General features: G+C 55.5%; 18 protein-coding genes, 3 tRNA genes and 2 rRNA genes. 16 read left to right on the top strand and 7 right to left on the bottom strand.

Features of this window, described 5'->3' with window-relative positions; all coding sequences use genetic code 11:
- The first annotated feature begins 41 nt into the window (after positions 1 to 41).
- From GNG29_RS22295 to GNG29_RS22275, 5 genes are all read left to right on the top strand, one after another.
- Positions 42 to 116, top strand: a tRNA-Glu gene (locus tag GNG29_RS22295).
- A 210-nt stretch (positions 117 to 326) separates the two neighbouring features.
- A 23S ribosomal RNA gene (locus GNG29_RS22290) occupies positions 327 to 3,231 on the top strand.
- 64 nt (positions 3,232 to 3,295) lie between these two features.
- A 5S ribosomal RNA gene (gene rrf / locus GNG29_RS22285) occupies positions 3,296 to 3,411 on the top strand.
- 55 nt (positions 3,412 to 3,466) lie between these two features.
- Positions 3,467 to 3,543, top strand: a tRNA-Asp gene (locus tag GNG29_RS22280).
- 50 nt (positions 3,544 to 3,593) lie between these two features.
- Positions 3,594 to 3,669, top strand: a tRNA-Trp gene (locus GNG29_RS22275).
- A 100-nt stretch (positions 3,670 to 3,769) separates the two neighbouring features.
- Here the strand turns inward: GNG29_RS22275 and hdfR are convergent.
- Positions 3,770 to 4,591 carry an HTH-type transcriptional regulator HdfR gene (hdfR, locus tag GNG29_RS22270; protein ID WP_156655365.1) on the bottom strand — a complete coding sequence of 274 codons (822 nt, stop codon included), beginning with the start codon at positions 4,589 to 4,591 and terminating at the stop codon, positions 3,770 to 3,772.
- Between the two features lie 118 nt (positions 4,592 to 4,709).
- On the opposite strand from hdfR, the gene GNG29_RS22265 reads away from it, so the two are divergent.
- The gene (locus GNG29_RS22265; protein ID WP_039031246.1) at positions 4,710 to 5,048 is read left to right on the top strand and encodes a DUF413 domain-containing protein; all 339 of its coding nucleotides are present in this window, start codon (positions 4,710 to 4,712) and stop codon (positions 5,046 to 5,048) included.
- Positions 5,049 to 5,073: 25 nt separating this feature from the next.
- Here GNG29_RS22265 and GNG29_RS22260 read toward each other — a convergent pair whose 3' ends face one another.
- On the bottom strand, positions 5,074 to 6,594 hold the full coding sequence (locus tag GNG29_RS22260; RefSeq protein ID WP_156655364.1) for a YifB family Mg chelatase-like AAA ATPase: 1,521 nt from the start codon (positions 6,592 to 6,594) through the stop codon (positions 5,074 to 5,076).
- A 342-nt stretch (positions 6,595 to 6,936) separates the two neighbouring features.
- Between GNG29_RS22260 and ilvL the strand changes: the two genes are divergently transcribed.
- The 7 genes from ilvL (at position 6,937) to ilvA (ending at position 13,491) form a co-directional block, all read left to right on the top strand.
- A complete protein-coding gene (gene ilvL, locus GNG29_RS22255) occupies positions 6,937 to 7,035 on the top strand; it encodes an ilv operon leader peptide (protein ID WP_001311244.1) in 99 nt (32 codons plus the stop codon).
- An 86-nt stretch (positions 7,036 to 7,121) separates the two neighbouring features.
- The gene (gene ilvX / locus GNG29_RS23235; RefSeq protein ID WP_197090613.1) at positions 7,122 to 7,172 is read left to right on the top strand and encodes a peptide IlvX; all 51 of its coding nucleotides are present in this window, start codon (positions 7,122 to 7,124) and stop codon (positions 7,170 to 7,172) included.
- 2 nt (positions 7,173 to 7,174) lie between these two features.
- Positions 7,175 to 8,821 carry an acetolactate synthase 2 catalytic subunit gene (gene ilvG / locus GNG29_RS22250; protein ID WP_156655363.1) on the top strand — a complete coding sequence of 549 codons (1,647 nt, stop codon included), beginning with the start codon at positions 7,175 to 7,177 and terminating at the stop codon, positions 8,819 to 8,821.
- A complete protein-coding gene (gene ilvM / locus GNG29_RS22245; protein ID WP_103177473.1) occupies positions 8,818 to 9,087 on the top strand; it encodes an acetolactate synthase 2 small subunit in 270 nt (89 codons plus the stop codon). The genes ilvG and ilvM overlap by 4 nt, the downstream gene beginning before the upstream one ends.
- A 16-nt stretch (positions 9,088 to 9,103) precedes the next feature.
- Positions 9,104 to 10,033, top strand: a complete 930-nt coding sequence (ilvE, locus tag GNG29_RS22240) for a branched-chain-amino-acid transaminase (protein ID WP_103177472.1) — start codon at positions 9,104 to 9,106, stop codon at positions 10,031 to 10,033.
- Between the two features lie 60 nt (positions 10,034 to 10,093).
- Positions 10,094 to 11,944 (top strand): dihydroxy-acid dehydratase, encoded by a 1,851-nt coding sequence (ilvD, locus tag GNG29_RS22235; RefSeq protein WP_103177471.1) that lies wholly within the window; start codon positions 10,094 to 10,096, stop codon positions 11,942 to 11,944.
- A gap of 2 nt (positions 11,945 to 11,946) precedes the next feature.
- Complete coding sequence (gene ilvA, locus GNG29_RS22230) at positions 11,947 to 13,491, top strand: threonine ammonia-lyase, biosynthetic (protein WP_156655519.1); 1,545 nt, start codon at positions 11,947 to 11,949, stop codon at positions 13,489 to 13,491.
- On the opposite strand, the gene ilvY is transcribed toward ilvA, so the two are convergent.
- Entirely contained in the window at positions 13,488 to 14,378 is an 891-nt protein-coding gene (gene ilvY / locus GNG29_RS22225; protein WP_103181002.1) for an HTH-type transcriptional activator IlvY, read from the bottom strand. The genes ilvA and ilvY overlap by 4 nt on opposite strands.
- Before the next feature lie 151 nt (positions 14,379 to 14,529).
- On the opposite strand from ilvY, the gene ilvC reads away from it, so the two are divergent.
- The gene (gene ilvC / locus GNG29_RS22220; RefSeq protein ID WP_156655362.1) at positions 14,530 to 16,005 is read left to right on the top strand and encodes a ketol-acid reductoisomerase; all 1,476 of its coding nucleotides are present in this window, start codon (positions 14,530 to 14,532) and stop codon (positions 16,003 to 16,005) included.
- 86 nt (positions 16,006 to 16,091) lie between these two features.
- Here the strand turns inward: ilvC and ppiC (GNG29_RS22215) are convergent, their stop codons facing one another.
- Complete coding sequence (ppiC, locus tag GNG29_RS22215) at positions 16,092 to 16,373, bottom strand: peptidylprolyl isomerase PpiC (protein ID WP_156655361.1); 282 nt, start codon at positions 16,371 to 16,373, stop codon at positions 16,092 to 16,094.
- A 49-nt stretch (positions 16,374 to 16,422) separates the two neighbouring features.
- The gene (gene ppiC, locus GNG29_RS22210) at positions 16,423 to 16,704 is read right to left on the bottom strand and encodes a peptidylprolyl isomerase PpiC (RefSeq protein ID WP_103177469.1); all 282 of its coding nucleotides are present in this window, start codon (positions 16,702 to 16,704) and stop codon (positions 16,423 to 16,425) included.
- A 112-nt stretch (positions 16,705 to 16,816) separates the two neighbouring features.
- Here ppiC (GNG29_RS22210) and rep point away from each other — a divergent pair, with 112 nt between their 5' ends.
- Positions 16,817 to 18,838 carry a DNA helicase Rep gene (rep, locus tag GNG29_RS22205; protein WP_103177468.1) on the top strand — a complete coding sequence of 674 codons (2,022 nt, stop codon included), beginning with the start codon at positions 16,817 to 16,819 and terminating at the stop codon, positions 18,836 to 18,838.
- Positions 18,839 to 18,883: 45 nt separating this feature from the next.
- On the opposite strand, the gene gppA is transcribed toward rep, so the two are convergent.
- Together gppA and rhlB are read right to left on the bottom strand one after the other, a co-directional pair.
- Positions 18,884 to 20,368, bottom strand: coding sequence for a guanosine-5'-triphosphate,3'-diphosphate diphosphatase (gene gppA / locus GNG29_RS22200; RefSeq protein ID WP_103177467.1), 1,485 nt, complete (start codon positions 20,366 to 20,368; stop codon positions 18,884 to 18,886).
- Positions 20,369 to 20,372: 4 nt separating this feature from the next.
- Positions 20,373 to 21,638, bottom strand: coding sequence for an ATP-dependent RNA helicase RhlB (rhlB, locus tag GNG29_RS22195; protein ID WP_103177466.1), 1,266 nt, complete (start codon positions 21,636 to 21,638; stop codon positions 20,373 to 20,375).
- A 144-nt stretch (positions 21,639 to 21,782) separates the two neighbouring features.
- On the opposite strand from rhlB, the gene trxA reads away from it, so the two are divergent.
- Positions 21,783 to 22,112 carry a thioredoxin TrxA gene (gene trxA / locus GNG29_RS22190; protein WP_006179218.1) on the top strand — a complete coding sequence of 110 codons (330 nt, stop codon included), beginning with the start codon at positions 21,783 to 21,785 and terminating at the stop codon, positions 22,110 to 22,112.
- Positions 22,113 to 22,264: the final 152 nt, after the last annotated feature.

Genomic DNA, 22,264 nt, shown 5'->3' with positions numbered 1-22,264 from the left:
AAAGTAGAAAGCAAGACGGCTGCGAAGTCGTGACACCTCGTGTCCCCTTCGTCTAGCGGTTAGGACTCCGCCCTTTCACGGCGGCAACAGGGGTTCGAATCCCCTAGGGGACGCCACTTGCTGGGTGTGAGTGAAAGGCACAACCAATCAGTATCTCAAAACATGACTTCAGAGTCATGTTTGAGATATTTGCTCTTTAAAAATCTGGATCAAGCTGAAAATTGAAACGACACACTGTGTCTGTTCTCCGTAATAAGAACAGAAATGCGGTGTGTTCGAGTCTCTCAAATTTTCACAACACGAAGTGAAACAGCTTCGGGTTGTGAGGTTAAGCGACTAAGCGTACACGGTGGATGCCCTGGCAGTCAGAGGCGATGAAGGACGTGCTAATCTGCGAAAAGCGCCGGCGAGGTGATATGAACCCTTGACCCGGCGATGTCCGAATGGGGAAACCCAGTGCAATTCGTTGCACTATCGTTAGCTGAATACATAGGTTAACGAGGCGAACCGGGGGAACTGAAACATCTAAGTACCCCGAGGAAAAGAAATCAACCGAGATTCCCCCAGTAGCGGCGAGCGAACGGGGAGCAGCCCGGAGTCTGAATCAGCTTGTGTGTTAGTGGAAGCGTCTGGAAAGTCGCAGGGTACAGGGTGATACTCCCGTACACGAAAGCACACAGGCTGTGAACTCGAAGAGTAGGGCGGGACACGTGGTATCCTGTCTGAATATGGGGGGACCATCCTCCAAGGCTAAATACTCCTGACTGACCGATAGTGAACCAGTACCGTGAGGGAAAGGCGAAAAGAACCCCGGCGAGGGGAGTGAAAAAGAACCTGAAACCGTGTACGTACAAGCAGTGGGAGCACCTTCGGGTGTGACTGCGTACCTTTTGTATAATGGGTCAGCGACTTATATTCTGTAGCAAGGTTAACCGTATAGGGGAGCCGAAGGGAAACCGAGTCTTAACTGGGCGTTAAGTTGCAGGGTATAGACCCGAAACCCGGTGATCTAGCCATGGGCAGGTTGAAGGTTGGGTAACACTAACTGGAGGACCGAACCGACTAATGTTGAAAAATTAGCGGATGACCTGTGGCTGGGGGTGAAAGGCCAATCAAACCGGGAGATAGCTGGTTCTCCCCGAAAGCTATTTAGGTAGCGCCTCGTGAATTCATCTCCGGGGGTAGAGCACTGTTTCGGCTAGGGGGCCATCCCGGCTTACCAACCCGATGCAAACTGCGAATACCGGAGAATGTTATCACGGGAGACACACGGCGGGTGCTAACGTCCGTCGTGAAGAGGGAAACAACCCAGACCGCCAGCTAAGGTCCCAAAGTCATGGTTAAGTGGGAAACGATGTGGGAAGGCACAGACAGCCAGGATGTTGGCTTAGAAGCAGCCATCATTTAAAGAAAGCGTAATAGCTCACTGGTCGAGTCGGCCTGCGCGGAAGATGTAACGGGGCTAAACCATGCACCGAAGCTGCGGCAGCGACACTTATGTGTTGTTGGGTAGGGGAGCGTTCTGTAAGCCTGCGAAGGTGTGCTGTGAGGCATGCTGGAGGTATCAGAAGTGCGAATGCTGACATAAGTAACGATAAAGCGGGTGAAAAGCCCGCTCGCCGGAAGACCAAGGGTTCCTGTCCAACGTTAATCGGGGCAGGGTGAGTCGACCCCTAAGGCGAGGCCGAAAGGCGTAGTCGATGGGAAACAGGTTAATATTCCTGTACTCGGTGTTACTGCGAAGGGGGGACGGAGAAGGCTATGTTGGCCGGGCGACGGTTGTCCCGGTTTAAGCATGTAGGCGGAGGTTCCAGGTAAATCCGGTACCTTGTTAACGCTGAGGTGTGATGACGAGGCACTACGGTGCTGAAGTAACAAATGCCCTGCTTCCAGGAAAAGCCTCTAAGCATCAGGTAACATCAAATCGTACCCCAAACCGACACAGGTGGTCAGGTAGAGAATACCAAGGCGCTTGAGAGAACTCGGGTGAAGGAACTAGGCAAAATGGTGCCGTAACTTCGGGAGAAGGCACGCTGATATGTAGGTGAAGCCCCTGCGGGTGGAGCTGAAATCAGTCGAAGATACCAGCTGGCTGCAACTGTTTATTAAAAACACAGCACTGTGCAAACACGAAAGTGGACGTATACGGTGTGACGCCTGCCCGGTGCCGGAAGGTTAATTGATGGGGTCAGCGGCAACGCGAAGCTCTTGATCGAAGCCCCGGTAAACGGCGGCCGTAACTATAACGGTCCTAAGGTAGCGAAATTCCTTGTCGGGTAAGTTCCGACCTGCACGAATGGCGTAATGATGGCCAGGCTGTCTCCACCCGAGACTCAGTGAAATTGAAATCGCTGTGAAGATGCAGTGTACCCGCGGCAAGACGGAAAGACCCCGTGAACCTTTACTATAGCTTGACACTGAACACTGGTCCTTGATGTGTAGGATAGGTGGGAGGCTTTGAAGCGTGGACGCCAGTCTGCGTGGAGCCGTCCTTGAAATACCACCCTTTAATGGCTGGTGTTCTAACGTAGACCCGTTACCCGGGTTGCGGACAGTGTCTGGTGGGTAGTTTGACTGGGGCGGTCTCCTCCTAAAGAGTAACGGAGGAGCACGAAGGTCAGCTAATCCTGGTCGGACATCAGGAGGTTAGTGCAATGGCATAAGCTGGCTTGACTGCGAGAGTGACGGCTCGAGCAGGTGCGAAAGCAGGTCATAGTGATCCGGTGGTTCTGTATGGAAGGGCCATCGCTCAACGGATAAAAGGTACTCCGGGGATAACAGGCTGATACCGCCCAAGAGTTCATATCGACGGCGGTGTTTGGCACCTCGATGTCGGCTCATCACATCCTGGGGCTGAAGTAGGTCCCAAGGGTATGGCTGTTCGCCATTTAAAGTGGTACGCGAGCTGGGTTTAGAACGTCGTGAGACAGTTCGGTCCCTATCTGCCGTGGGCGCTGGAGAATTGAGGGGGGCTGCTCCTAGTACGAGAGGACCGGAGTGGACGCATCACTGGTGTTCGGGTTGTCATGCCAATGGCACTGCCCGGTAGCTAAATGCGGAAGAGATAAGTGCTGAAAGCATCTAAGCACGAAACTTGCCCCGAGATGAGTTCTCCCTGACCCTTTGAGGGTCCTGAAGGAACGTTGAAGACGACGACGTTGATAGGCCGGGTGTGTAAGCGCAGCGATGCGTTGAGCTAACCGGTACTAATGAACCGTGAGGCTTAACCTTACAACGCCGAAGCTGTTTCGGTGGATTTGAGAAGATTTTCAGCTGATACAGATTACAGAATTTGCCTGGCGGCTGTAGCGCGGTGGTCCCACCTGACCCCATGCCGAACTCAGAAGTGAAACGCCGTAGCGCCGATGGTAGTGTGGGGTCTCCCCATGCGAGAGTAGGGAACTGCCAGGCATCAAATTACGTAGTAAACCGGGGCAATAAACCGGTAGTTGTAGAAGTATTCGGTGGAGCGGTAGTTCAGTCGGTTAGAATACCTGCCTGTCACGCAGGGGGTCGCGGGTTCGAGTCCCGTCCGTTCCGCCACTTATTTAAACTAAGTCTGCTACATTAGCAGGCTTAGTAGTAAGAAATTTAGGGGCGTAGCTCAGTTGGTAGAGCACCGGTCTCCAAAACCGGGTGTCGCGAGTTCGAGTCTCTCCGCCCCTGCCATATAAAGAATCCTTTGCTTCGGCGAAGGATTTTTTTTTGCCTGTAATATTTCAACTTTCCCCTCTTTAAGCCTTTAATTGCGTCCCTGCAACAGGCTGATTCACTCCATCACGCTGATTTTAAGTAGATCTTTGATCTGCCCCTGTTTGTCACTGTTCTGAAGCCAGATAGCGTATAGCGGCCTCTGGAGCAGGGCTGAATCGGTGACCGCATACAGGCCTGGTTTATTACTGGCCCAGCGTTGTGGCAGCCAGGTACAACCTTTAAGCGCTGCGAGTTGTTGGCAGGCTATTTCAGCAGAACTGGTTGTCAGGACTGGAACATCGTCCGCTGCAATCAACCCCGCCTCATGCGGCTGGAAATCGGGGCCCCATTCAAGGCGCAGATAATTCAGGTCGCTTTTCAGAGCGGAAGGTTCCGCCGCATAGAGTCCCAGACTGAACTGGCCGAGAACCTGGCTGCTAAATTCATCCATTTTTGGTGCTTCGGTAGTGATCAGAAGATCCAGTTGTCTTTCATGCAGTTGCTTAACCAGCGACTGCCGTTGCGCAATACGCGCCTCAAACTGCAGATGCCCGTGAGAGCGATATAGCCGACTCAGCCACGGGCTAAGCATGCACTCCCATAGCGAGGCGCTGGCACCGATAGAGAACTCATTATGCTTTGAGGTATGAGCAACCTCTTTACGTGCCGCCTGCCAGGTGTTCATGAGCGTTTCGGCATACGGCAGAAGTTTCTCTCCCGCTGGCGTTAAGCGGATGTTGTTGCGATGGCGGGTGAAAAGGTTTACACCGAGCTGATTTTCAAGCTGTCGAATACGAAAGCTCACTGCCGACTGCGTCAGATAAAGCGCTTCTGCGGCGCGCCCAAAGTGGCGAGTTCTGCTCACTTCGAGAAAAGTTTTTAGCAATTCCGTATCCACGGTATTCTCCGCAAAATTATTTGTCGTTATGATTTAAATGTTTTGTTTGACGCTCTGTCAAGCGTAACTAATACTCCGCGCCATAAATAGCTCGGCCAAAGATATAGGAGCGTGTAGGATGGCGGAAAGCTTTACGACGACTAATCGTTTTTTCGACAACAAAAATTATCCACGCGGATTTTCTCGCCATGGTGATTTCACCATCAAAGAGGCACAACTGCTTGAGCGCCATGGTTATGCCTTCAATGAACTGGATTTGGGAAAACGTGAACCCTCCACTGAAGACGAAAAATCATTTGTTGCCGTCTGCCGTGGCGAGCGCGAGCCAGTAACGGAAGCGGAGCGCGTATGGATCAAATATATGGCGCGTATCAAGCGTCCAAAGCGTTTCCATACTCTGTCTGGTGGTAAACCACAGATGGAAGGTGCGGAAGACTACACCGATTCAGACGATTAATAAAAAGGGGCTAAGGCCCCTTTTTTTATGCCAGCATCTTTTGCAGGTGTAGCAGCAGGCGGTCAATAGCGCGATAGCTCAGCGCTTCCTGTAGATGCCTGCGTTCAATATTTTCACACTCCTCCAGATCGGCAATAGTACGGGCAACTTTTAACAACCGCTGCCACGCACGTACTGACAGACCAAAATGGGTAAGTGTCTCCTCCAGCCACAGCGCGTCATCTGCCGCTAGCCGGCAAAAAGTGCGGATCTCAGCGTTATCCAGATGCGCGTTACGTTTCTTCTGCCTTGCCAGCTGCCTCTCCTGTGCGGCAATCACTCGGTTTCGCACGGTGAGGCTTGATTCCCCCGTTTTATGCGCCTGGCTTAGTAAGCCTGGCGGCGGGAGTGGGATCTCGAGCGATAGATCGAAGCGGTCGAGGAATGGCCCGGACAAGCGACCCAGATAGCGGAGCGTCTGCTCGGGCGAGCAGCGATTATGATTGCCTTGATAGTGCCCCGTTGGGCTGGGGTTCATGGCGGCGATAAGCTGGAAGCGTGCCGGATAACTGATCTTTGCGCGCGTGCGGTAGATATTAATTTGCCCGGATTCAATGGGCTCGCGTAAGGCGTCCAGCACGCGACGCTCAAACTCGGGCAATTCGTCCAGAAACAGAATGCCATTATGTGCCAGTGAGATCTCTCCCGGCGCGGGGATTGCACCTCCACCCACCATGGCTACCAGCGAGGCACTATGATGCGGGGCCCGGAAAGGGCGCTGACGCCATTGTTTATACATTGATGTGGCGCTGACCAGGCTTACGATAGCCGCGCTTTCCAGCGCCTCATGGTTACTGAGTGGCGGCAGCAGAGTGTTGAGCCGGCTCGCGAGCATGGTTTTGCCGGTGCCGGGTGGGCCAATGAGCAGCAGGTTATGCGCACCAGCTGCGGTGATCTCCAGCGCCCTCTTACCCTGTTCCTGGCCGATGATATCGCTGATGTCACACTCGTTATGTTCGGCAACAAACGGCTCCCCAACGGGCGCGGCCAGCTCATGACATCCCTCAAGAAAAGCGCATACTTCCTGGAGGTGTTCAGCAACCAGGCAGCCTTTTTCTTCAATAAGGCTGACTTCAGCAGCATTATCTCTGGCGACGATAATCTCTCTCCCGGCGCGTATAGCCGCCAGAGCGCCAGATATCGCGCCAGGAACCCCTCTTAACGCGCCTGTAAGCGCCAGCTCACCCACAAACTCATATGCGCTTATCCTGGAGGAGGAGAGCTGCTCAGAGGCGACGAGAAGCGCGATGGCGATAGGTAAATCGTATCGTCCCCCTTCCTTAGGGAGATCGGCTGGGGCCAGATTGATGGTGATCTTTTTGGCCGGGAAGGTATAACCACTATTGATGATCGCGCTGCGTACCCGGTCTCTGGCCTCCTTAACGGTAGTTTCGGGCAAGCCGACCAGCGTCAGGCCAGGCAGGCCATTACTGAGATGAACTTCTACGCAAATAAGCGGTGCTTCAACGCCTAATGCAGCGCGGGTATAGACAACCGACAATGACATAAATGGCCTCCTTGTCGTGCCACTATGTCATCTGTCCGACGCGATTTTTACCGTCAGTTCGCGTTTTTACGTGGCCTGTTCATGAATATTTTCCCTTAATTGTAATGTTTTCATCACCATGGAGGCCTGCTCGCAAAAGGGTAATAAGCTTGTCTTCTCACCCTCATTGCCCAGGAAAAAATGAAAATAATTCATTTTCTATTTTTGTCATAAAAAACAATGATTTTTATCTAAACTATTAGCGTAATAAGCAAATGAATTATAAAAAAATGTTGTGTTTGATTCGATATCTGTGATAACTCTTTAGGTATTCCTTCGAACAAGATGCAAAAAGAACAGCAAATGACAGCCCTTCTACGAGTGATTAGCCTGGTCGTGATTAGCGTGGTGGTGATTATTATCCCACCGTGCGGGGCTGCACTTGGACGAGGAAAGGCTTAATAATCAAGCCTTAACGAACTAAGACCCCCGCACCGAAAGGTCCGGGGGTTTTTTTATGACCTTAAAACATAAGCGAGGAGCAGAGGATGAGTAACAGCATAAAATTCTGTTTCTCCCGATTTACGACGGGGAAGTAACTATGAATGGCGCACAATGGGTAGTACATGCGTTGCGAGCGCAGGGAGTCGAGACAGTATTCGGTTACCCGGGTGGTGCAATTATGCCGATTTACGATGCTCTGTATGACGGCGGCGTGGAACATCTGTTGTGCCGACACGAGCAGGGCGCAGCAATGGCGGCCATCGGTTATGCGCGTGCTACGGGGAAAACTGGCGTCTGTATGGCGACCTCTGGCCCGGGCGCGACCAACCTCATCACCGGTCTGGCTGACGCACTGCTCGATTCCGTTCCCGTTGTGGCCATCACCGGTCAGGTTGCCTCTCCCTTCATCGGCACCGATGCTTTCCAGGAAGTGGACGTTCTCGGTTTGTCACTGGCGTGTACGAAACACAGCTTCCTCGTCCAGTCACTCGAAGAGCTGCCTCGCGTCATGGCGGAGGCATTTGAGGTGGCAAACTCAGGCCGTCCTGGTCCGGTTCTGGTTGATATTCCTAAAGATATCCAGGTTGCGCTGGGCGAGCTGGAGCCTCACTTCTCTACCGTTGAGAACGCCGATGATTTCCCGCATACCGAAGCAGATGAAGCGAGCCAGATGCTGACCCACGCGCAAAAACCGATCCTCTACGTAGGCGGCGGCGTTGGGATGGCGCAGGCCGTTCCAGCCCTGCGTGAATTTATCGCGGTTACCCAAATGCCCGCGACCTGCACACTGAAAGGGCTGGGCGCGGTGGATGCCGACTACCCGTACTATCTGGGTATGTTGGGGATGCACGGCACGAAAGCGGCCAACCTTGCGGTGCAGGAGTGCGACCTGTTGATCGCTGTGGGCGCGCGCTTTGACGATCGTGTCACCGGCAAGCTGAATACCTTCGCGCCGAATGCAAAAGTTATTCATATGGATATCGATCCGGCAGAGATGAATAAGCTCCGTCAGGCGCATGTGGCTTTGCAAGGGGATCTCAACGCGCTGTTGCCTGCGTTGCAACAGCCATTAGCGATTGACGCCTGGCGTCAGCATGCGGCAGCGATGCGCCGCGAACATGCCTGGCGCTATGACCATCCGGGTGACGCTATCTATGCGCCGCTGCTGCTGAAACAGCTGTCGGATCGTAAGCCAGCCGACAGCGTAGTCACCACCGACGTGGGCCAGCACCAGATGTGGTCAGCCCAGCACATGACCTACACGCGCCCGGAAAATTTCATCACGTCCAGCGGCTTAGGCACGATGGGCTTTGGTCTGCCTGCCGCCGTTGGGGCGCAGGTAGCGCGCCCGGACGATACGGTCATCTGCATCTCCGGTGACGGCTCCTTCATGATGAACGTACAGGAGCTCGGCACCATCAAGCGTAAGCAGTTGCCGGTGAAGATCGTGCTGCTGGATAACCAACGTTTGGGCATGGTTCGCCAGTGGCAGCAGCTCTTTTTCCAGGAGCGTTACAGCGAAACCACCCTGACCGATAACCCCGATTTCCTCGTTCTGGCCAGCGCCTTCGGCATCCCTGGCCAGCACATCACCCGTAAAGACCAGGTTGAAGCGGCACTTGATGAAATGTTGTCCAGCAAGGGGCCTTACCTGCTTCATGTCTCAATCGACGAGCTTGAGAATGTCTGGCCGTTGGTGCCGCCCGGCGCCAGTAACTCACAAATGCTGGAGAAATTATCATGATGCAACATCAGGTCGCCGTTCAGGCTCGCTTCAACCCGGAAACGTTAGAACGTGTATTGCGCGTGGTGCGCCATCGTGGGTTCCAGATCTGTTCGATGAACATGGAAACCGCCACCGACGCGCAGAACATAAATATTGAATTGACCGTTGCCAGTCAGCGCCCCGTCGAATTACTGTTTAGCCAGTTGAGCAAACTTGTCGACGTCGCCCGGGTTGATATCCAGCAGCGTGCCGCTTCATCACAAACACAACAAATTCGCGCCTGAGCGCAAAGGAAGAAAAATGACGACGAAAAAAGCTGATTTCATTTGGTCCAATGGTGAGATGGTTCGCTGGGAGGACGCTAAAGTCCACGTGATGTCCCATGCGCTTCACTACGGTACTTCTGTATTTGAAGGTATCCGTTGCTACGACTCACACAAAGGCCCGGTGGTGTTCCGTCATCGTGAACACATGCAACGTCTGCGTGATTCAGCCAAAATTTATCGCTTCCCTGTTTCTCAGAGCGTCGACGAGCTGATGGAAGCTTGCCGCGCGGTGCTGCGTAAAAACAACCTGACCAGCGCCTATATTCGTCCGCTGGTTTTCGTGGGTGATGTGGGTATGGGCGTCAACCCGCCAGCCGGTTACACCACCGATGTGATCATCGCCGCGTTCCCGTGGGGAGCATACCTGGGCGCCGAAGCGCTGGAACAGGGGATCGATGCGATGGTCTCCTCCTGGAACCGTGTGGCGCCAAACACTATCCCGACCGCAGCCAAAGCGGGCGGTAACTATCTCTCCTCCCTGCTGGTAGGCAGCGAAGCGCGCCGTCACGGTTATCAGGAAGGTATCGCCCTGGATGTGAACGGCTATATCTCTGAAGGTGCGGGTGAGAACCTGTTTGAAGTGAAAGATGGCGTCCTCTTCACCCCGCCATTCACCTCTTCCGCCCTGCCGGGGATCACCCGCGACGCCATTATCAAACTGGCGCAGGATCTGGGCATTGAAGTGCGCGAGCAGGTGCTGTCCCGTGAATCACTGTATCTGGCCGATGAAGTGTTCATGTCCGGTACCGCAGCAGAGATCACCCCGGTACGCAGCGTCGACGGCATCCAGGTCGGTGAAGGCCGCCGTGGTCCGGTCACTAAACGTATCCAGGAAGCCTTCTTCGGCCTCTTCACCGGCGAAACCGAAGATAAATGGGGTTGGTTGGACCAGGTTAATCCATAAGCATAAATATGGGACGGCACGCACCGTCCCATTTACCAGATAGACGGGAGTAAACAACGCATGCCTAAGTACCGTTCCGCCACCACCACTCACGGCCGCAATATGGCGGGTGCCCGCGCGCTGTGGCGCGCTACCGGAATGACCGATGCCGACTTCGGGAAACCGATTATCGCCGTGGTCAACTCTTTTACTCAGTTTGTGCCGGGCCACGTGCACCTGCGCGACCTCGGGAAGCTGGTTGCCGAGCAGATTGAAGCCTCCGGCGGCGTGGCAAAAGAGTTCAACACCATCGCCGTGGATGACGGGATCGCAATGGGGCACGGGGGCATGCTCTATTCACTGCCGTCGCGCGAGCTGATTGCCGACTCGGTGGAGTACATGGTGAACGCCCACTGTGCCGATGCCATGGTCTGTATCTCTAACTGCGACAAAATCACCCCGGGGATGCTGATGGCCTCCCTGCGCCTGAACATTCCGGTGATCTTCGTCTCCGGCGGCCCAATGGAAGCGGGTAAAACCAAGCTCTCCGATAAGATCATCAAGCTCGACCTGGTTGACGCGATGATTCAGGGCGCGGACCCGAAAGTCTCCGACGAGCAGAGCGAACAGGTTGAACGTTCAGCATGCCCGACCTGCGGCTCCTGCTCCGGGATGTTCACCGCCAACTCGATGAACTGTCTGACCGAAGCGCTGGGCTTATCTCAGCCGGGTAACGGCTCGCTGCTGGCGACCCACGCCGATCGTAAGGAGCTGTTTATCAATGCCGGTAAACGCATCGTTGAGCTGACCAAACGCTACTACGAGCAGGACGATGCCAGCGCGCTGCCCCGCAATATCGCCAGCAAAGCGGCATTTGAAAACGCCATGACGCTGGATATCGCTATGGGCGGTTCCACTAACACCGTTCTGCACCTGCTGGCCGCCGCGCAGGAAGCGGAGATCGATTTCACCATGAGTGATATCGACAAGCTCTCCCGCAAAGTGCCGCAGCTGTGTAAGGTTGCGCCAAGCACGCAGAAATATCACATGGAAGATGTTCACCGTGCCGGTGGCGTGCTGGGGATCCTCGGTGAGCTGGATCGCGCCGGGTTGATGAACCGCGATGTGAAAAACGTGCTGGGCCTGACGCTGCCGCAGGCGCTGGATCAGTATGACGTGATGCTGACCAAAGATGAGTCAGTGAAAAAAATGTTCCGCGCCGGTCCGGCCGGTATCCGTACCACCCAGGCGTTCTCGCAGGATTGTCGCTGGGACAGCCTGGATGACGATCGCGCAGAGGGTTGTATCCGCTCGCTGGAACATGCCTACAGCAAAGATGGTGGCCTGGCGGTTCTGTACGGCAACTTTGCGGAAAACGGCTGTATCGTTAAAACCGCAGGCGTTGATGACAGCATTCTGAAATTTACCGGTCCGGCAAAAGTCTACGAGAGCCAGGATGAGGCGGTAGAAGCGATCCTCGGCGGCAAAGTGGTTGAAGGCGATGTCGTGGTGATCCGCTACGAAGGGCCGAAAGGCGGGCCTGGAATGCAGGAGATGCTCTACCCGACCACCTTCCTGAAATCGATGGGCCTCGGTAAAGCCTGTGCGCTGATCACCGACGGTCGCTTCTCCGGCGGCACCTCCGGTCTCTCTATTGGCCATGTTTCGCCGGAAGCGGCCAGCGGCGGCAACATCGCGATCATCGAAGATGGCGACCTGATTGAAATCGATATTCCGAATCGCGGTATTCAGCTGAAACTGAGCGACCAGGAAATTGCAGCCCGCCGCGAAGCACAGGAAGCGCGTGGGGATAAAGCCTGGACGCCGAAAGATCGCCAGCGTGAAGTCTCCTTCGCCCTGCGCGCATATGCGACCCTCGCGACCAGTGCAGATAAAGGCGCAGTGCGCGATAAATCTAAACTTGGGGGCTAATGATGGCCGAATCCCAACCCTTATCCGCCGCCCCCGAGGGGGCGGAATATCTCAGGGCGGTACTACGCGCGCCGGTTTATGAAGCGGTGCAGGTCACGCCGCTGCAAAAAATGGACAAGCTCTCGGCGCGCCTCGATAACGTCATTCTGGTAAAACGTGAAGACCGTCAGCCGGTACACAGCTTTAAGCTGCGCGGCGCTTACGCGATGATGGCCGGGCTGAACGATGAGCAAAAAGCGCGTGGGGTGATCACGGCGTCTGCGGGCAACCATGCCCAGGGCGTGGCGTTCTCGTCTGCGCGTCTGGGGTTAAAAGCGCTGATCGTAATGCCGGTTGCCACGGCGGATATCAAAGTCGATGCGGTGCGGGGATTTGGCGGTGAAGTGCTGCTCCACGGCGCCAATTTTGACGAAGCGAAAGCCAAAGCCATTGAGCTGGCGCAGCAGCAGGGCTTCACCTGGGTGCCGCCGTTCGATCACCCGATGGTGATTGCCGGGCAGGGTACCCTGGCGCTGGAACTGCTGCAGCAGGATGCCCATCTTGACCGGGTGTTTGTTCCGGTCGGCGGCGGTGGCCTGGCGGCGGGCGTGGCGGTACTCATCAAACAGCTGATGCCGCAGATCAAAGTGATTGCCGTGGAAGCGGAAGATTCTGCCTGCCTGAAGGCGGCGCTGGATGCCGGGCATCCGGTCGATCTCCCGCGCGTTGGGTTGTTTGCCGAGGGTGTGGCGGTGAAACGCATCGGGGATGAGACCTTCCGCGTCTGCCGGGAGTATCTCGACGACATCATCACTGTCGACAGCGATGCGATTTGCGCAGCGATGAAAGATCTCTTCGAGGATGTGCGCGCGGTGGCAGAGCCGTCCGGCGCGCTGGCGCTGGCGGGGATGAAAAAATATATCGCCCAGCACAATATTCGCGGCGAGCGTCTGGCCCATGTCCTTTCCGGCGCTAACGTCAACTTCCACGGCCTGCGCTACGTTTCCGAGCGCTGCGAGCTGGGTGAACAGCGTGAAGCGCTGCTGGCAGTGACCATCCCGGAAGAGAAGGGCAGCTTCCTCAAGTTCTGCCAGCTGCTGGGCGGCCGTTCGGTAACCGAGTTCAACTACCGTTTTGCCGATGCTAAAGATGCCTGCATTTTTGTTGGGGTGCGTTTAAGCCGCGGTCTGGAAGAGCGCAAAGAGATCCTCAGCCTGCTGCATGACGGTGGCTACAGCGTGGTGGATCTCTCTGATGATGAAATGGCGAAGCTGCACGTGCGCTACATGGTGGGCGGGCGTCCGTCTAAACCGTTACGGGAGCGTCTGTTCAGCTTTGAGTTTCCGGAGTCGCCGGGTGCGCTGCTGAAGTTCCTGCATACCCTGGGCACGCACTGGAACATCTCCCTGTTCCACTACCGCAGCCACGGCACCGACTACGGTAGGGTACTGGCGGCGTTTGAACTGGGCGAGCACGAGCCGGATTTCGAAACGCGGCTGAACGAACTGGGCTACGAGTGTCATGACGAAACCGACAACCCGGCGTTCCGTTTCTTCCTGGCGGGCTAGTGGTTGGGCAATATCTTCCAGAACGCATCAATAAGCGGCTCATGCAGCCGCTTTTTTTGTGCGCAGACGCCAAGCTCAAACGGCGTTTTCTCGTCGCTGCGCTCCAGAATCATCACGCGATTGCGCACCGGCTCCGGACTGTTCTCCAGCACCACTTCCGGCAGCAGCGCCACGCCGCAGCCGAGCGCCACCATTGAGACCATCGCCTCATGGCCGCCCACTGTCGCATAGATGGAAGGGTTGCTGATTTTCTGACGACGGAACCACAGCTCAATGCGACGACGCACCGGCCCCTGATCGGCCATGATAAAGGGCACCGTTGACCAGTCGGGCTTCTCCACCGACACCTGGTTGCGCACCGGGCAGGGCAGCGCCGGAGCGATCAGCACTACGGCCAGATTTTCCAGCATTGAGAAGGCCACCGCCCCCGGCAGGGTTTCCGGTTTGCCGGCAATGGCCAGATCCGCTTCACCCGTCACCACCTTTTCCATCGCATCGGCGGCATCGCCGGTGGTGAGTTTAATTTCAACCGAGGGATGCTCCGCGCGGAAGCGGTCAAGAATGGGGGGAAGATGGCTATAGGCGGCCGTGACGGAACAGAAAATATGCAGTTCACCGGAGAGCGACGGCCCCTGCTGGTCGATGGTGTGGCGCAGCTGCTGATACTGCAATAACGTCTGTTGGGCAAACGTACGCAACTCTTCCCCCGCTTCGGTGAGCGTCACCGTGCGGTTATCACGCACAAACAGCGGCTGGCCGAGATCCTCTTCCAGACGCTGGATCTGGCGGGAAAGCGTGGAGGGGCTGACATGCATCGCCCGCGCGCTGCGGCCAAAATGGCGGCTTTCCGCCAGATGCAAAAACATTTTTAGATCGCGTAAATCCACCGATTCCACTCCCCCTTTTTACATTGCAAATATTGCAACGTGACGTTGTGAATATATCAATTTCCGCAATAAATTTCCTGTTGTAATGTGGGTACATTCTCGCTGAACAGCGAACCTAACAATAAGACACACAACATCACGAGGTATCACCATGGCTAACTACTTCAACACACTGAACCTGCGCCAGCAGCTGGCGCAGCTGGGCAAATGCCGCTTTATGGCGCGCGATGAATTTGCCGATGGCGCAAGCTACCTTCAGGGTAAGAAAGTGGTCATCGTCGGCTGTGGCGCACAGGGTCTGAACCAGGGCCTGAACATGCGCGACTCCGGCCTGGATATCTCTTACGCCCTGCGTAAAGAAGCGATTGCTGAGAAGCGTGCTTCCTGGCGCAAAGCGACCGAAAACGGCTTCAAAGTGGGTACCTACGAAGAGCTGATCCCACAGGCAGATCTGGTTGTTAACCTGACGCCAGACAAACAGCACTCTGACGTTGTGCGTTCCGTACAGCCTATGATGAAAGATGGCGCGGCGCTGGGTTATTCCCACGGCTTCAACATCGTTGAAGTGGGCGAGCAGATCCGTAAAGACATCACCGTCGTGATGGTGGCGCCAAAATGCCCGGGTACCGAAGTGCGTGAAGAGTACAAGCGTGGTTTCGGTGTGCCGACCCTGATCGCGGTTCACCCGGAAAACGATCCGAAAGGCGAAGGGATGGCGATCGCCAAAGCATGGGCAGCAGCTACCGGCGGCCACCGTGCGGGCGTGCTGGAATCCTCCTTCGTGGCCGAAGTGAAGTCTGACCTGATGGGCGAGCAGACTATCCTGTGCGGCATGCTGCAGGCCGGTTCTCTGCTCTGCTTCGATAAGCTGGTGGAAGAGGGTACTGACCCGGCATACGCGGAAAAACTGATTCAGTTCGGCTGGGAAACCATCACCGAAGCGCTGAAGCAGGGCGGCATCACCCTGATGATGGATCGCCTGTCTAACCCGGCGAAACTGCGTGCCTTCGCCCTGTCCGAGCAGCTGAAAACCATCATGGCACCGCTGTTCCAGAAACATATGGACGACATCATCTCCGGCGAGTTCTCTTCCGGCATGATGGCTGACTGGGCCAACGACGATAAGAAACTGCTGACCTGGCGCGAAGAGACCGGTAAGACCGCGTTTGAGACCGCTGAGCAGTATGAAGGCAAAATCGGCGAGCAGGAGTACTTCGATAAAGGCGTTCTGATGATTGCGATGGTGAAAGCGGGCGTTGAGCTGGCGTTCGAAACCATGGTGGATTCCGGCATCATCGAAGAGTCTGCTTACTATGAATCCCTGCACGAGCTGCCGCTGATTGCGAACACCATCGCCCGTAAGCGTCTGTATGAGATGAACGTGGTTATCTCCGATACCGCTGAATACGGTAACTACCTGTTCTCTTATGCCTGCGTACCGCTGCTGAAAGAGTTCATGACCACCCTGCAGCCAGGCGATCTGGGCAAAGCGATTGCCGAAGGTGCGGTAGATAATGCCCAACTGCGTGACGTGAACGAAGCGATTCGCAGCCACGAGATCGAGAAAGTAGGTCACAAACTGCGTGGCTATATGACCGATATGAAACGTATCGCAGTAGCAGGCTAAAACCTCATGTCGGGTGGCGCTGTGCTTACCCGACCTACAAAGCTGTATCAAGTAGGCCGGGTAAGGCGAAGCCGCCACCCGGCTTTTTATCTGCGGTACAGCACTTTAATAACGTGGTAACCGAACTGAGTGTGCAGCGGGCCGGTTGGCTCCAGCACCGGGCAGGAGAAGACCACTTTATCGAACGCCGGAACCATCTGACCCTGGCGGAATTCACCCAGATCGCCGCCGCGTTTGCCTGACGGGCAAATAGAGTGCTTCTTCGCCAGCTTGCCGAAGTCGGCGCCGTTTTTAATCTGCTCCAGAAGATCCAGAGCCAGTTTCTCTTCTTTAACAAGAATATGCAGTGCTGCTGCTGTTTTTGCCATGATCGTGCCTTGAAGGGTTGAGTTAAATCGGGGCGCAATATACCACGCGTTAGCGGCGATACAGCACCTTAATGATATGGTAGCCATACTTCGTTTTGACCGGGCCGCAGGGTTTTAGCAGCGGGCAGCTAAAAACCGCCTCATCGAAAGGGCCCACCATCACACCCTGCTTAAATTCCCCTAAATCGCCGCCGTTGCGCCCGGAGGGACATTTAGAGTAGCGCTTCGCCAGATGATCGAAGCTGATGCCGCGTTCCAGTTTGGCAAGGATCTCCTGCGCCAGCTTCTCTTCTTTTACCAGAATGTGCAGGGCCGCTGCGCTCTTTTTCATGGTTCTGCTCTCGGGGTTAATCGCGTTTTGTTCACTTTATCATTAGCCGGTAAATCTGCGCCCGGCTTTCTGCTACAATCCCCACCCCGTTCGAAGATTGAGCAATATTCCCATGCGTTTAAACCCTGGACAACAACAAGCGGTCGAATTCGTTACTGGACCATGCCTGGTGCTGGCAGGGGCGGGTTCCGGTAAAACCCGCGTCATCACCAACAAAATCGCCCACCTGATCCGCGGCTGCGGCTATCAGGCACGCCACATCGCCGCGGTGACCTTTACCAACAAAGCGGCGCGCGAGATGAAAGAGCGTGTCGGGCAGACGTTAGGGCGCAAAGAGGCCCGCGGCCTGATGATCTCCACCTTCCATACCCTGGGGCTGGATATCATAAAGCGCGAATATGCGGCGTTGGGGATGAAAGCCAACTTCTCGCTGTTTGACGATACCGATCAGGTGGCATTGCTCAAGGAGCTGACCGAAGGGCTGATCGAAGATGACAAAGTGGTGCTGCAGCAGTTGATCTCCACGATCTCAAACTGGAAAAACGATCTGATGAGCCCTGCCCAGGCCGCCGCAAGCGCCAAAGGGGAGCGGGATCGGATCTTCGCCCACTGCTACAGCCTGTATAACGATCATCTCAAAGCCTGCAACGTGCTCGACTTTGACGACCTGATCCTGCTGCCCACGCTGCTGCTGCAAAGCAATGAAGAGGTGCGTGAGCGCTGGCAGAACAAGATCCGCTACCTGCTGGTGGATGAATATCAGGACACCAACACCAGCCAGTACGAGCTGGTGAAACTGCTGGTGGGTCAGCGGGCGCGTTTCACCGTGGTGGGTGACGATGACCAGTCGATCTACTCCTGGCGCGGCGCTCGTCCACAGAACCTGGTCCTGCTCAGTAAGGACTTCCCGGCGCTGCAGGTGATCAAGCTGGAGCAGAACTACCGCTCATCCGGGCGTATTCTGAAGGCGGCCAACATCCTGATCGCCAATAACCCACATGTGTTTGAAAAACGCCTCTTTTCCGAACTGGGATACGGCACGGAGCTGAAGGTGCTCAGCGCCAACAATGAAGATCACGAAGCCGAGCGCGTGGCGGGCGAACTGATTGCCCATCACTTCGTGAACAAAACCAACTACAAAGATTACGCCATTCTCTATCGCGGAAATCACCAGTCGCGCGTCTTTGAAAAGATGCTGATGCAGAACCGCATCCCGTACAAAATTTCCGGCGGAACCTCGTTCTTCTCGCGCCCGGAAATCAAGGATCTGCTCGCCTACCTGCGGGTACTGACCAACCCGGACGATGACAGTGCTTTCCTGCGGATCGTCAATACGCCGAAGCGCGAGATTGGCCCGGCGACACTGCAAAAACTGGGCGAGTGGGCGATGACCCGCAACAAGAGCCTGTTAACGGCCAGTTTCGATATGGGTCTGAGCCAGACCTTAACCGGGCGTGGCTATGAATCGCTGACCCGCTTTACCCACTGGCTGCGCGAGATCCAGCAGCTCAGCGAGCGGGAGCCGATTAATGCGGTGCGGGATCTGATCCGCGGCATCGACTATGAATCCTGGCTGTATGAAACTTCCGCCAGCCCGAAAGCGGCCGAGATGCGGATGAAGAACGTCAACCAGCTTTTCACCTGGATGACTGAGATGCTGGAAGGGACGGAGATCGATGAACCGATGACCCTGACCCAGGTGGTTACCCGCTTTACCCTGCGCGATATGATGGAGCGTGGTGAAAGCGAAGAGGAGGCGGATCAGGTGCAGCTGATGACCCTGCATGCCTCGAAAGGGCTGGAGTTCCCGTATGTCTATCTGGTGGGTATGGAAGAGGGCTTACTGCCGCACCAGAGCAGCATTGATGAAGACAACGTCGATGAAGAGCGTCGTCTGGCCTATGTGGGCATCACGCGGGCGCAAAAAGAGCTGACATTTACGCTGTGTAAGGAGCGGCGCCAGTATGGAGAGCTGGTACGCCCGGAGCCGAGCCGTTTCCTGCTGGAGTTACCTCAGGATGATGTGCGCTGGGAGCAGGAACGTAAGGTCATCACCGCCGAAGAGCGGATGCACAAAGGGCAGGCCAGCATCGCCAATATTCGCGCCATGATGGAAAAAGCGAAAAACCGCTAGGCTGAAGGCCCGGTATGCGTAGCGCTACCGGGCATATCGTCGTAATTAATGAACCTCAAGCGCCCAGTGCACGTAGCTCTGCCACTGGGACTCCTGTACCAGCATTTCGGCGCCCAGCGGATGCGTATCGAGCCAGTTTTCCGGTAAGGCTAGCGTCAGTTTCTCTCCTTCCGCCTTCAGCGTGATGGCCGGCAACAGATCGTCCCGGCGACGGCTGGCAAAGAGGATCGCCAGACGCAGCAGGCGGCACAGATGTTCCGCCACGCGCGGCGGAACCGCGTTTTGCTGGTGGAGCGAAGAGAGATCGACAGGGTTGGTCTGGTTTAACAGCAGCGTCGCCAGGAGTTTCTTTTGCGCCGGGGTAAAGCCGGGCAAATCGAGATTGCGTACCAGATACGCCGCGTGCAGCGGCGCTTGTTTGAAATCGACGCTCAGGCCAATTTCATGTAGCTGACAGGCGCTCAGGAGTAGTTCGCGACAGATAGGCTCAATATGCCACTCATTTTCGACGTGATCGAGGAATTTTGTCGCAAGCCTGGCGACCCGGTGCGCCTGCTCAATATCGACCATAAACCGGCGCTGGATGTTGCGCAGGGTGTGGTCGCGAATATCCTGATCGACCGCCAGATGTAGCATGCCGTAGACCAGCCCTTCCCGCAGCGCGCCACCCGCAAGGGTCATGCACTGAATATTCAGTTCGGTGAAAATGGCAATCAGGATCGCCAGCCCGCTCGGGAAGACCAGCGCGCGTTCAAGGGTGAGTCCTTCAATTTCCAGCTCTTCCAGGCGGCCACAGAGGATCGCGCGCTGTTTTAACTGCTGAAGTTTCGCCAGCGTGATGCGCTCATCCATCCCCTGCGCCATCATGATTTCCTGCAGCGCCTGGACGGTGCCGGACGCGCCAACGCAGACTTTCCAGCCGTGATAACGCAGTTCATCGGCCACCGGACGCAGCACTTCGCGCGCGGCTTTTTCCGCGTCATCAAAGTTTTCTTGCGCCAGATTTCGATCGGTGAAGTAGCGTTCAAGCCAGGTGACACAGCCCATCGATAAGCTGTTGAGGGATGTCGCCTGAGCGCCATTACCGGTGACCAGCTCAGTGCTTGCACCACCGATATCCACCACCAGACGACGCTCGTCACCGCCCGTGGTATGCGCTACCCCCTGATAAATCAGGCGGGCTTCTTCTTCACCGCTGATCACCTGTATCGGGCAGCCCAGGATCTGCTGGGCAGTGGCAATAAATTCACCGGCATTCACCGCCAGACGCAGGGTGGCGGTAGCAACAACACGGATTTGCTGGGTAGGGATATCCTGCAGACGCTCGGCAAAAAGACGCAGACATTGCCAGCCGCGCTCCATGGCTTCTGGAGAGAGCTGATTATCAGCACTCAGGCCCGCCGCGAGGCGGACCTTACGCTTAATACGCGCCAGCGTTTGAACACTGCCCGCCACCTCGCGCACAACCAGCATATGAAAACTATTCGAACCTAAATCAATAGCTGCATAGAGCGAGGTAGACCGGAGCATATTTTTAGCCTGAACGACGACGATTACGCGGTGCGCTGTTACGGCGCGGACCATTGCCAGAACGCGCGCGGGTCAGGCGCTTCGGCGGCGGAAGCTCGCTTAACAGCGCTTCCGGGTTATATTTACTGACCGGAATTGAGTGGCCGATATAGGTCTCAATGGCGGGCAGATTCAGCGCGTACTCTTCACAGGCCAGGCTGATGGAGTGCCCGCTGGCGCCCGCACGACCGGTACGCCCGATACGGTGAACGTAATCTTCGCAGTCATCCGGCAGGTCATAGTTGAAGACGTGCGTGACCGCCGGGATGTGCAGGCCGCGCGCGGCGACATCCGTTGCAACCAGAATATCCAGATCGCCACGGGTAAACTCTTCAAGAATGCGCAGACGTTTTTTCTGTGCGACATCGCCCGTTAACAGACCAACACGGTGTCCATCCGCAGCCAGGTGGCCCCAGATATCTTCACAGCGGTGTTTAGTGTTGGCGAAAACGATCGCGCGATCCGGCCACTCTTCTTCAATGAGCGACTGCAGCAGACGCATTTTCTCTTCGTTAGAAGGGTAGAAGAGCTCTTCTTTAATACGGTGGCCGGTTTTCTGTTCCGGTTCCACTTCGACGTATTCGGCGTTGTTCATCTGTTCGAACGCCAGTTCACGGACGCGATAAGAGAGCGTGGCCGAGAACAGCATATTCAGACGCTGGTTAGCGGCAGGCATGCGACGGAACAGCCAACGGATATCTTTAATAAAGCCGAGATCGTACATGCGATCGGCTTCGTCCAGCACCACAACCTGGATAGCGCCGAGGTTAATGTGGTTCTGCTTCGCGTAATCGATAAGACGGCCGGTGGTGCCGATCAGAATATCGACGCCGCTTTCCAGCACTTTCAGCTGTTTGTCATAACCGTCACCGCCGTAGGCCAGGCCGAGTTTCAGGCCGGTAGCTTGCGCCAGGGGTTCTGCATCAGCGTGGATCTGGACCGCCAGTTCTCGCGTCGGTGCCATAATCAGCGCGCGCGGTTGGTTAACTTTACGGTCAGCAATTGCCGGATGAGAGAGTAAATAATGAAACGTTGACGTTAAAAACGCCATCGTTTTGCCGGTACCGGTTTGCGCCTGCCCTGCAACGTCGCGACCCGCCAGCGTCAGCGGAAGGGCGAGAGCCTGAATGGGCGTGCAGTTATGAAACCCTTTTGTTTCAAGGGCTTCGATCACTTTTGGGTGCAGGGCGAAGTCGGAAAACTTCTGTTCTGTTAAATGTGTTTTGCTCATAGTGTGGTAGAATATCAGCTTACTATTGCTTTACGAAAGCGTATCCGGTGAAATAAAGTCAACCTTTAGTTGGTTAATGCGACATCAACAGGTCGTTGATGGATGCAAGATCAACGCGCCAGGCTTATTCCTGTGGAGTTATATATGAGCGATAAAATTATTCACCTGACTGACGACAGTTTTGACACGGACGTACTTAAAGCTGACGGGCTGATCCTCGTCGATTTCTGGGCTGAATGGTGTGGTCCTTGCAAAATGATCGCCCCGATTCTGGATGAGATCGCCGACGAATATCAGGGCAAACTGACCGTGGCTAAACTGAACATCGACCAGAACCCGGGCACCGCGCCAAAATATGGCATCCGCGGCATCCCGACTCTGCTGCTGTTTAAAAACGGTGAAGTAGCAGCGACCAAAGTGGGCGCCCTGTCCAAAGGTCAGCTGAAAGAGTTCCTGGACGCCAATCTGGCGTAAGGCTTCTCGTCTGTGCGTCCAGGGTTTCTAAATTGTTTGGATCTCTGGACGCCCGGCTTGAGTCGTGCTAAGTTACCTATGACTTCGTTTTAAACATACCTTGTTGTTTGAATCTTGTTTTACCCGATACTTCCCGTTGTTGACATAAACAG

Origin of the sequence: Leclercia sp. Colony189, from assembly GCF_009740165.1 — a bacterium.
Taxonomy (GTDB): Bacteria; Pseudomonadota; Gammaproteobacteria; order Enterobacterales; family Enterobacteriaceae; genus Enterobacter.
Note: the sequence above shows the minus strand (reverse complement) of the source record. Positions and strands in the feature narration are given on the sequence as shown.

Bases quoted from the DNA above. Each gene is read 5' to 3' on its own strand.
- ilvA (WP_156655519.1), top strand. From the start codon at position 11,947: ATGGCCGAATCCCAACCCTTATCCGCCGCCCCCGAGGGGGCGGAATAT.
- GNG29_RS22260 (WP_156655364.1), bottom strand. From the start codon at position 6,594: ATGTCATTGTCGGTTGTCTATACCCGCGCTGCATTAGGCGTTGAAGCA.
- ilvG (WP_156655363.1), top strand. From the start codon at position 7,175: ATGAATGGCGCACAATGGGTAGTACATGCGTTGCGAGCGCAGGGAGTC.
- ilvD (WP_103177471.1), top strand. From the start codon at position 10,094: ATGCCTAAGTACCGTTCCGCCACCACCACTCACGGCCGCAATATGGCG.
- gppA (WP_103177467.1), bottom strand. From the start codon at position 20,368: ATGCTCCGGTCTACCTCGCTCTATGCAGCTATTGATTTAGGTTCGAAT.
- trxA (WP_006179218.1), top strand. From the start codon at position 21,783: ATGAGCGATAAAATTATTCACCTGACTGACGACAGTTTTGACACGGAC.
- GNG29_RS22265 (WP_039031246.1), top strand. From the start codon at position 4,710: ATGGCGGAAAGCTTTACGACGACTAATCGTTTTTTCGACAACAAAAAT.
- rhlB (WP_103177466.1), bottom strand. From the start codon at position 21,638: ATGAGCAAAACACATTTAACAGAACAGAAGTTTTCCGACTTCGCCCTG.
- ilvM (WP_103177473.1), top strand. From the start codon at position 8,818: ATGATGCAACATCAGGTCGCCGTTCAGGCTCGCTTCAACCCGGAAACG.
- ppiC (WP_103177469.1), bottom strand. From the start codon at position 16,704: ATGAAAAAGAGCGCAGCGGCCCTGCACATTCTGGTAAAAGAAGAGAAG.
- rep (WP_103177468.1), top strand. From the start codon at position 16,817: ATGCGTTTAAACCCTGGACAACAACAAGCGGTCGAATTCGTTACTGGA.
- ppiC (WP_156655361.1), bottom strand. From the start codon at position 16,373: ATGGCAAAAACAGCAGCAGCACTGCATATTCTTGTTAAAGAAGAGAAA.
- ilvL (WP_001311244.1), top strand. From the start codon at position 6,937: ATGACAGCCCTTCTACGAGTGATTAGCCTGGTCGTGATTAGCGTGGTG.
- ilvC (WP_156655362.1), top strand. From the start codon at position 14,530: ATGGCTAACTACTTCAACACACTGAACCTGCGCCAGCAGCTGGCGCAG.
- ilvE (WP_103177472.1), top strand. From the start codon at position 9,104: ATGACGACGAAAAAAGCTGATTTCATTTGGTCCAATGGTGAGATGGTT.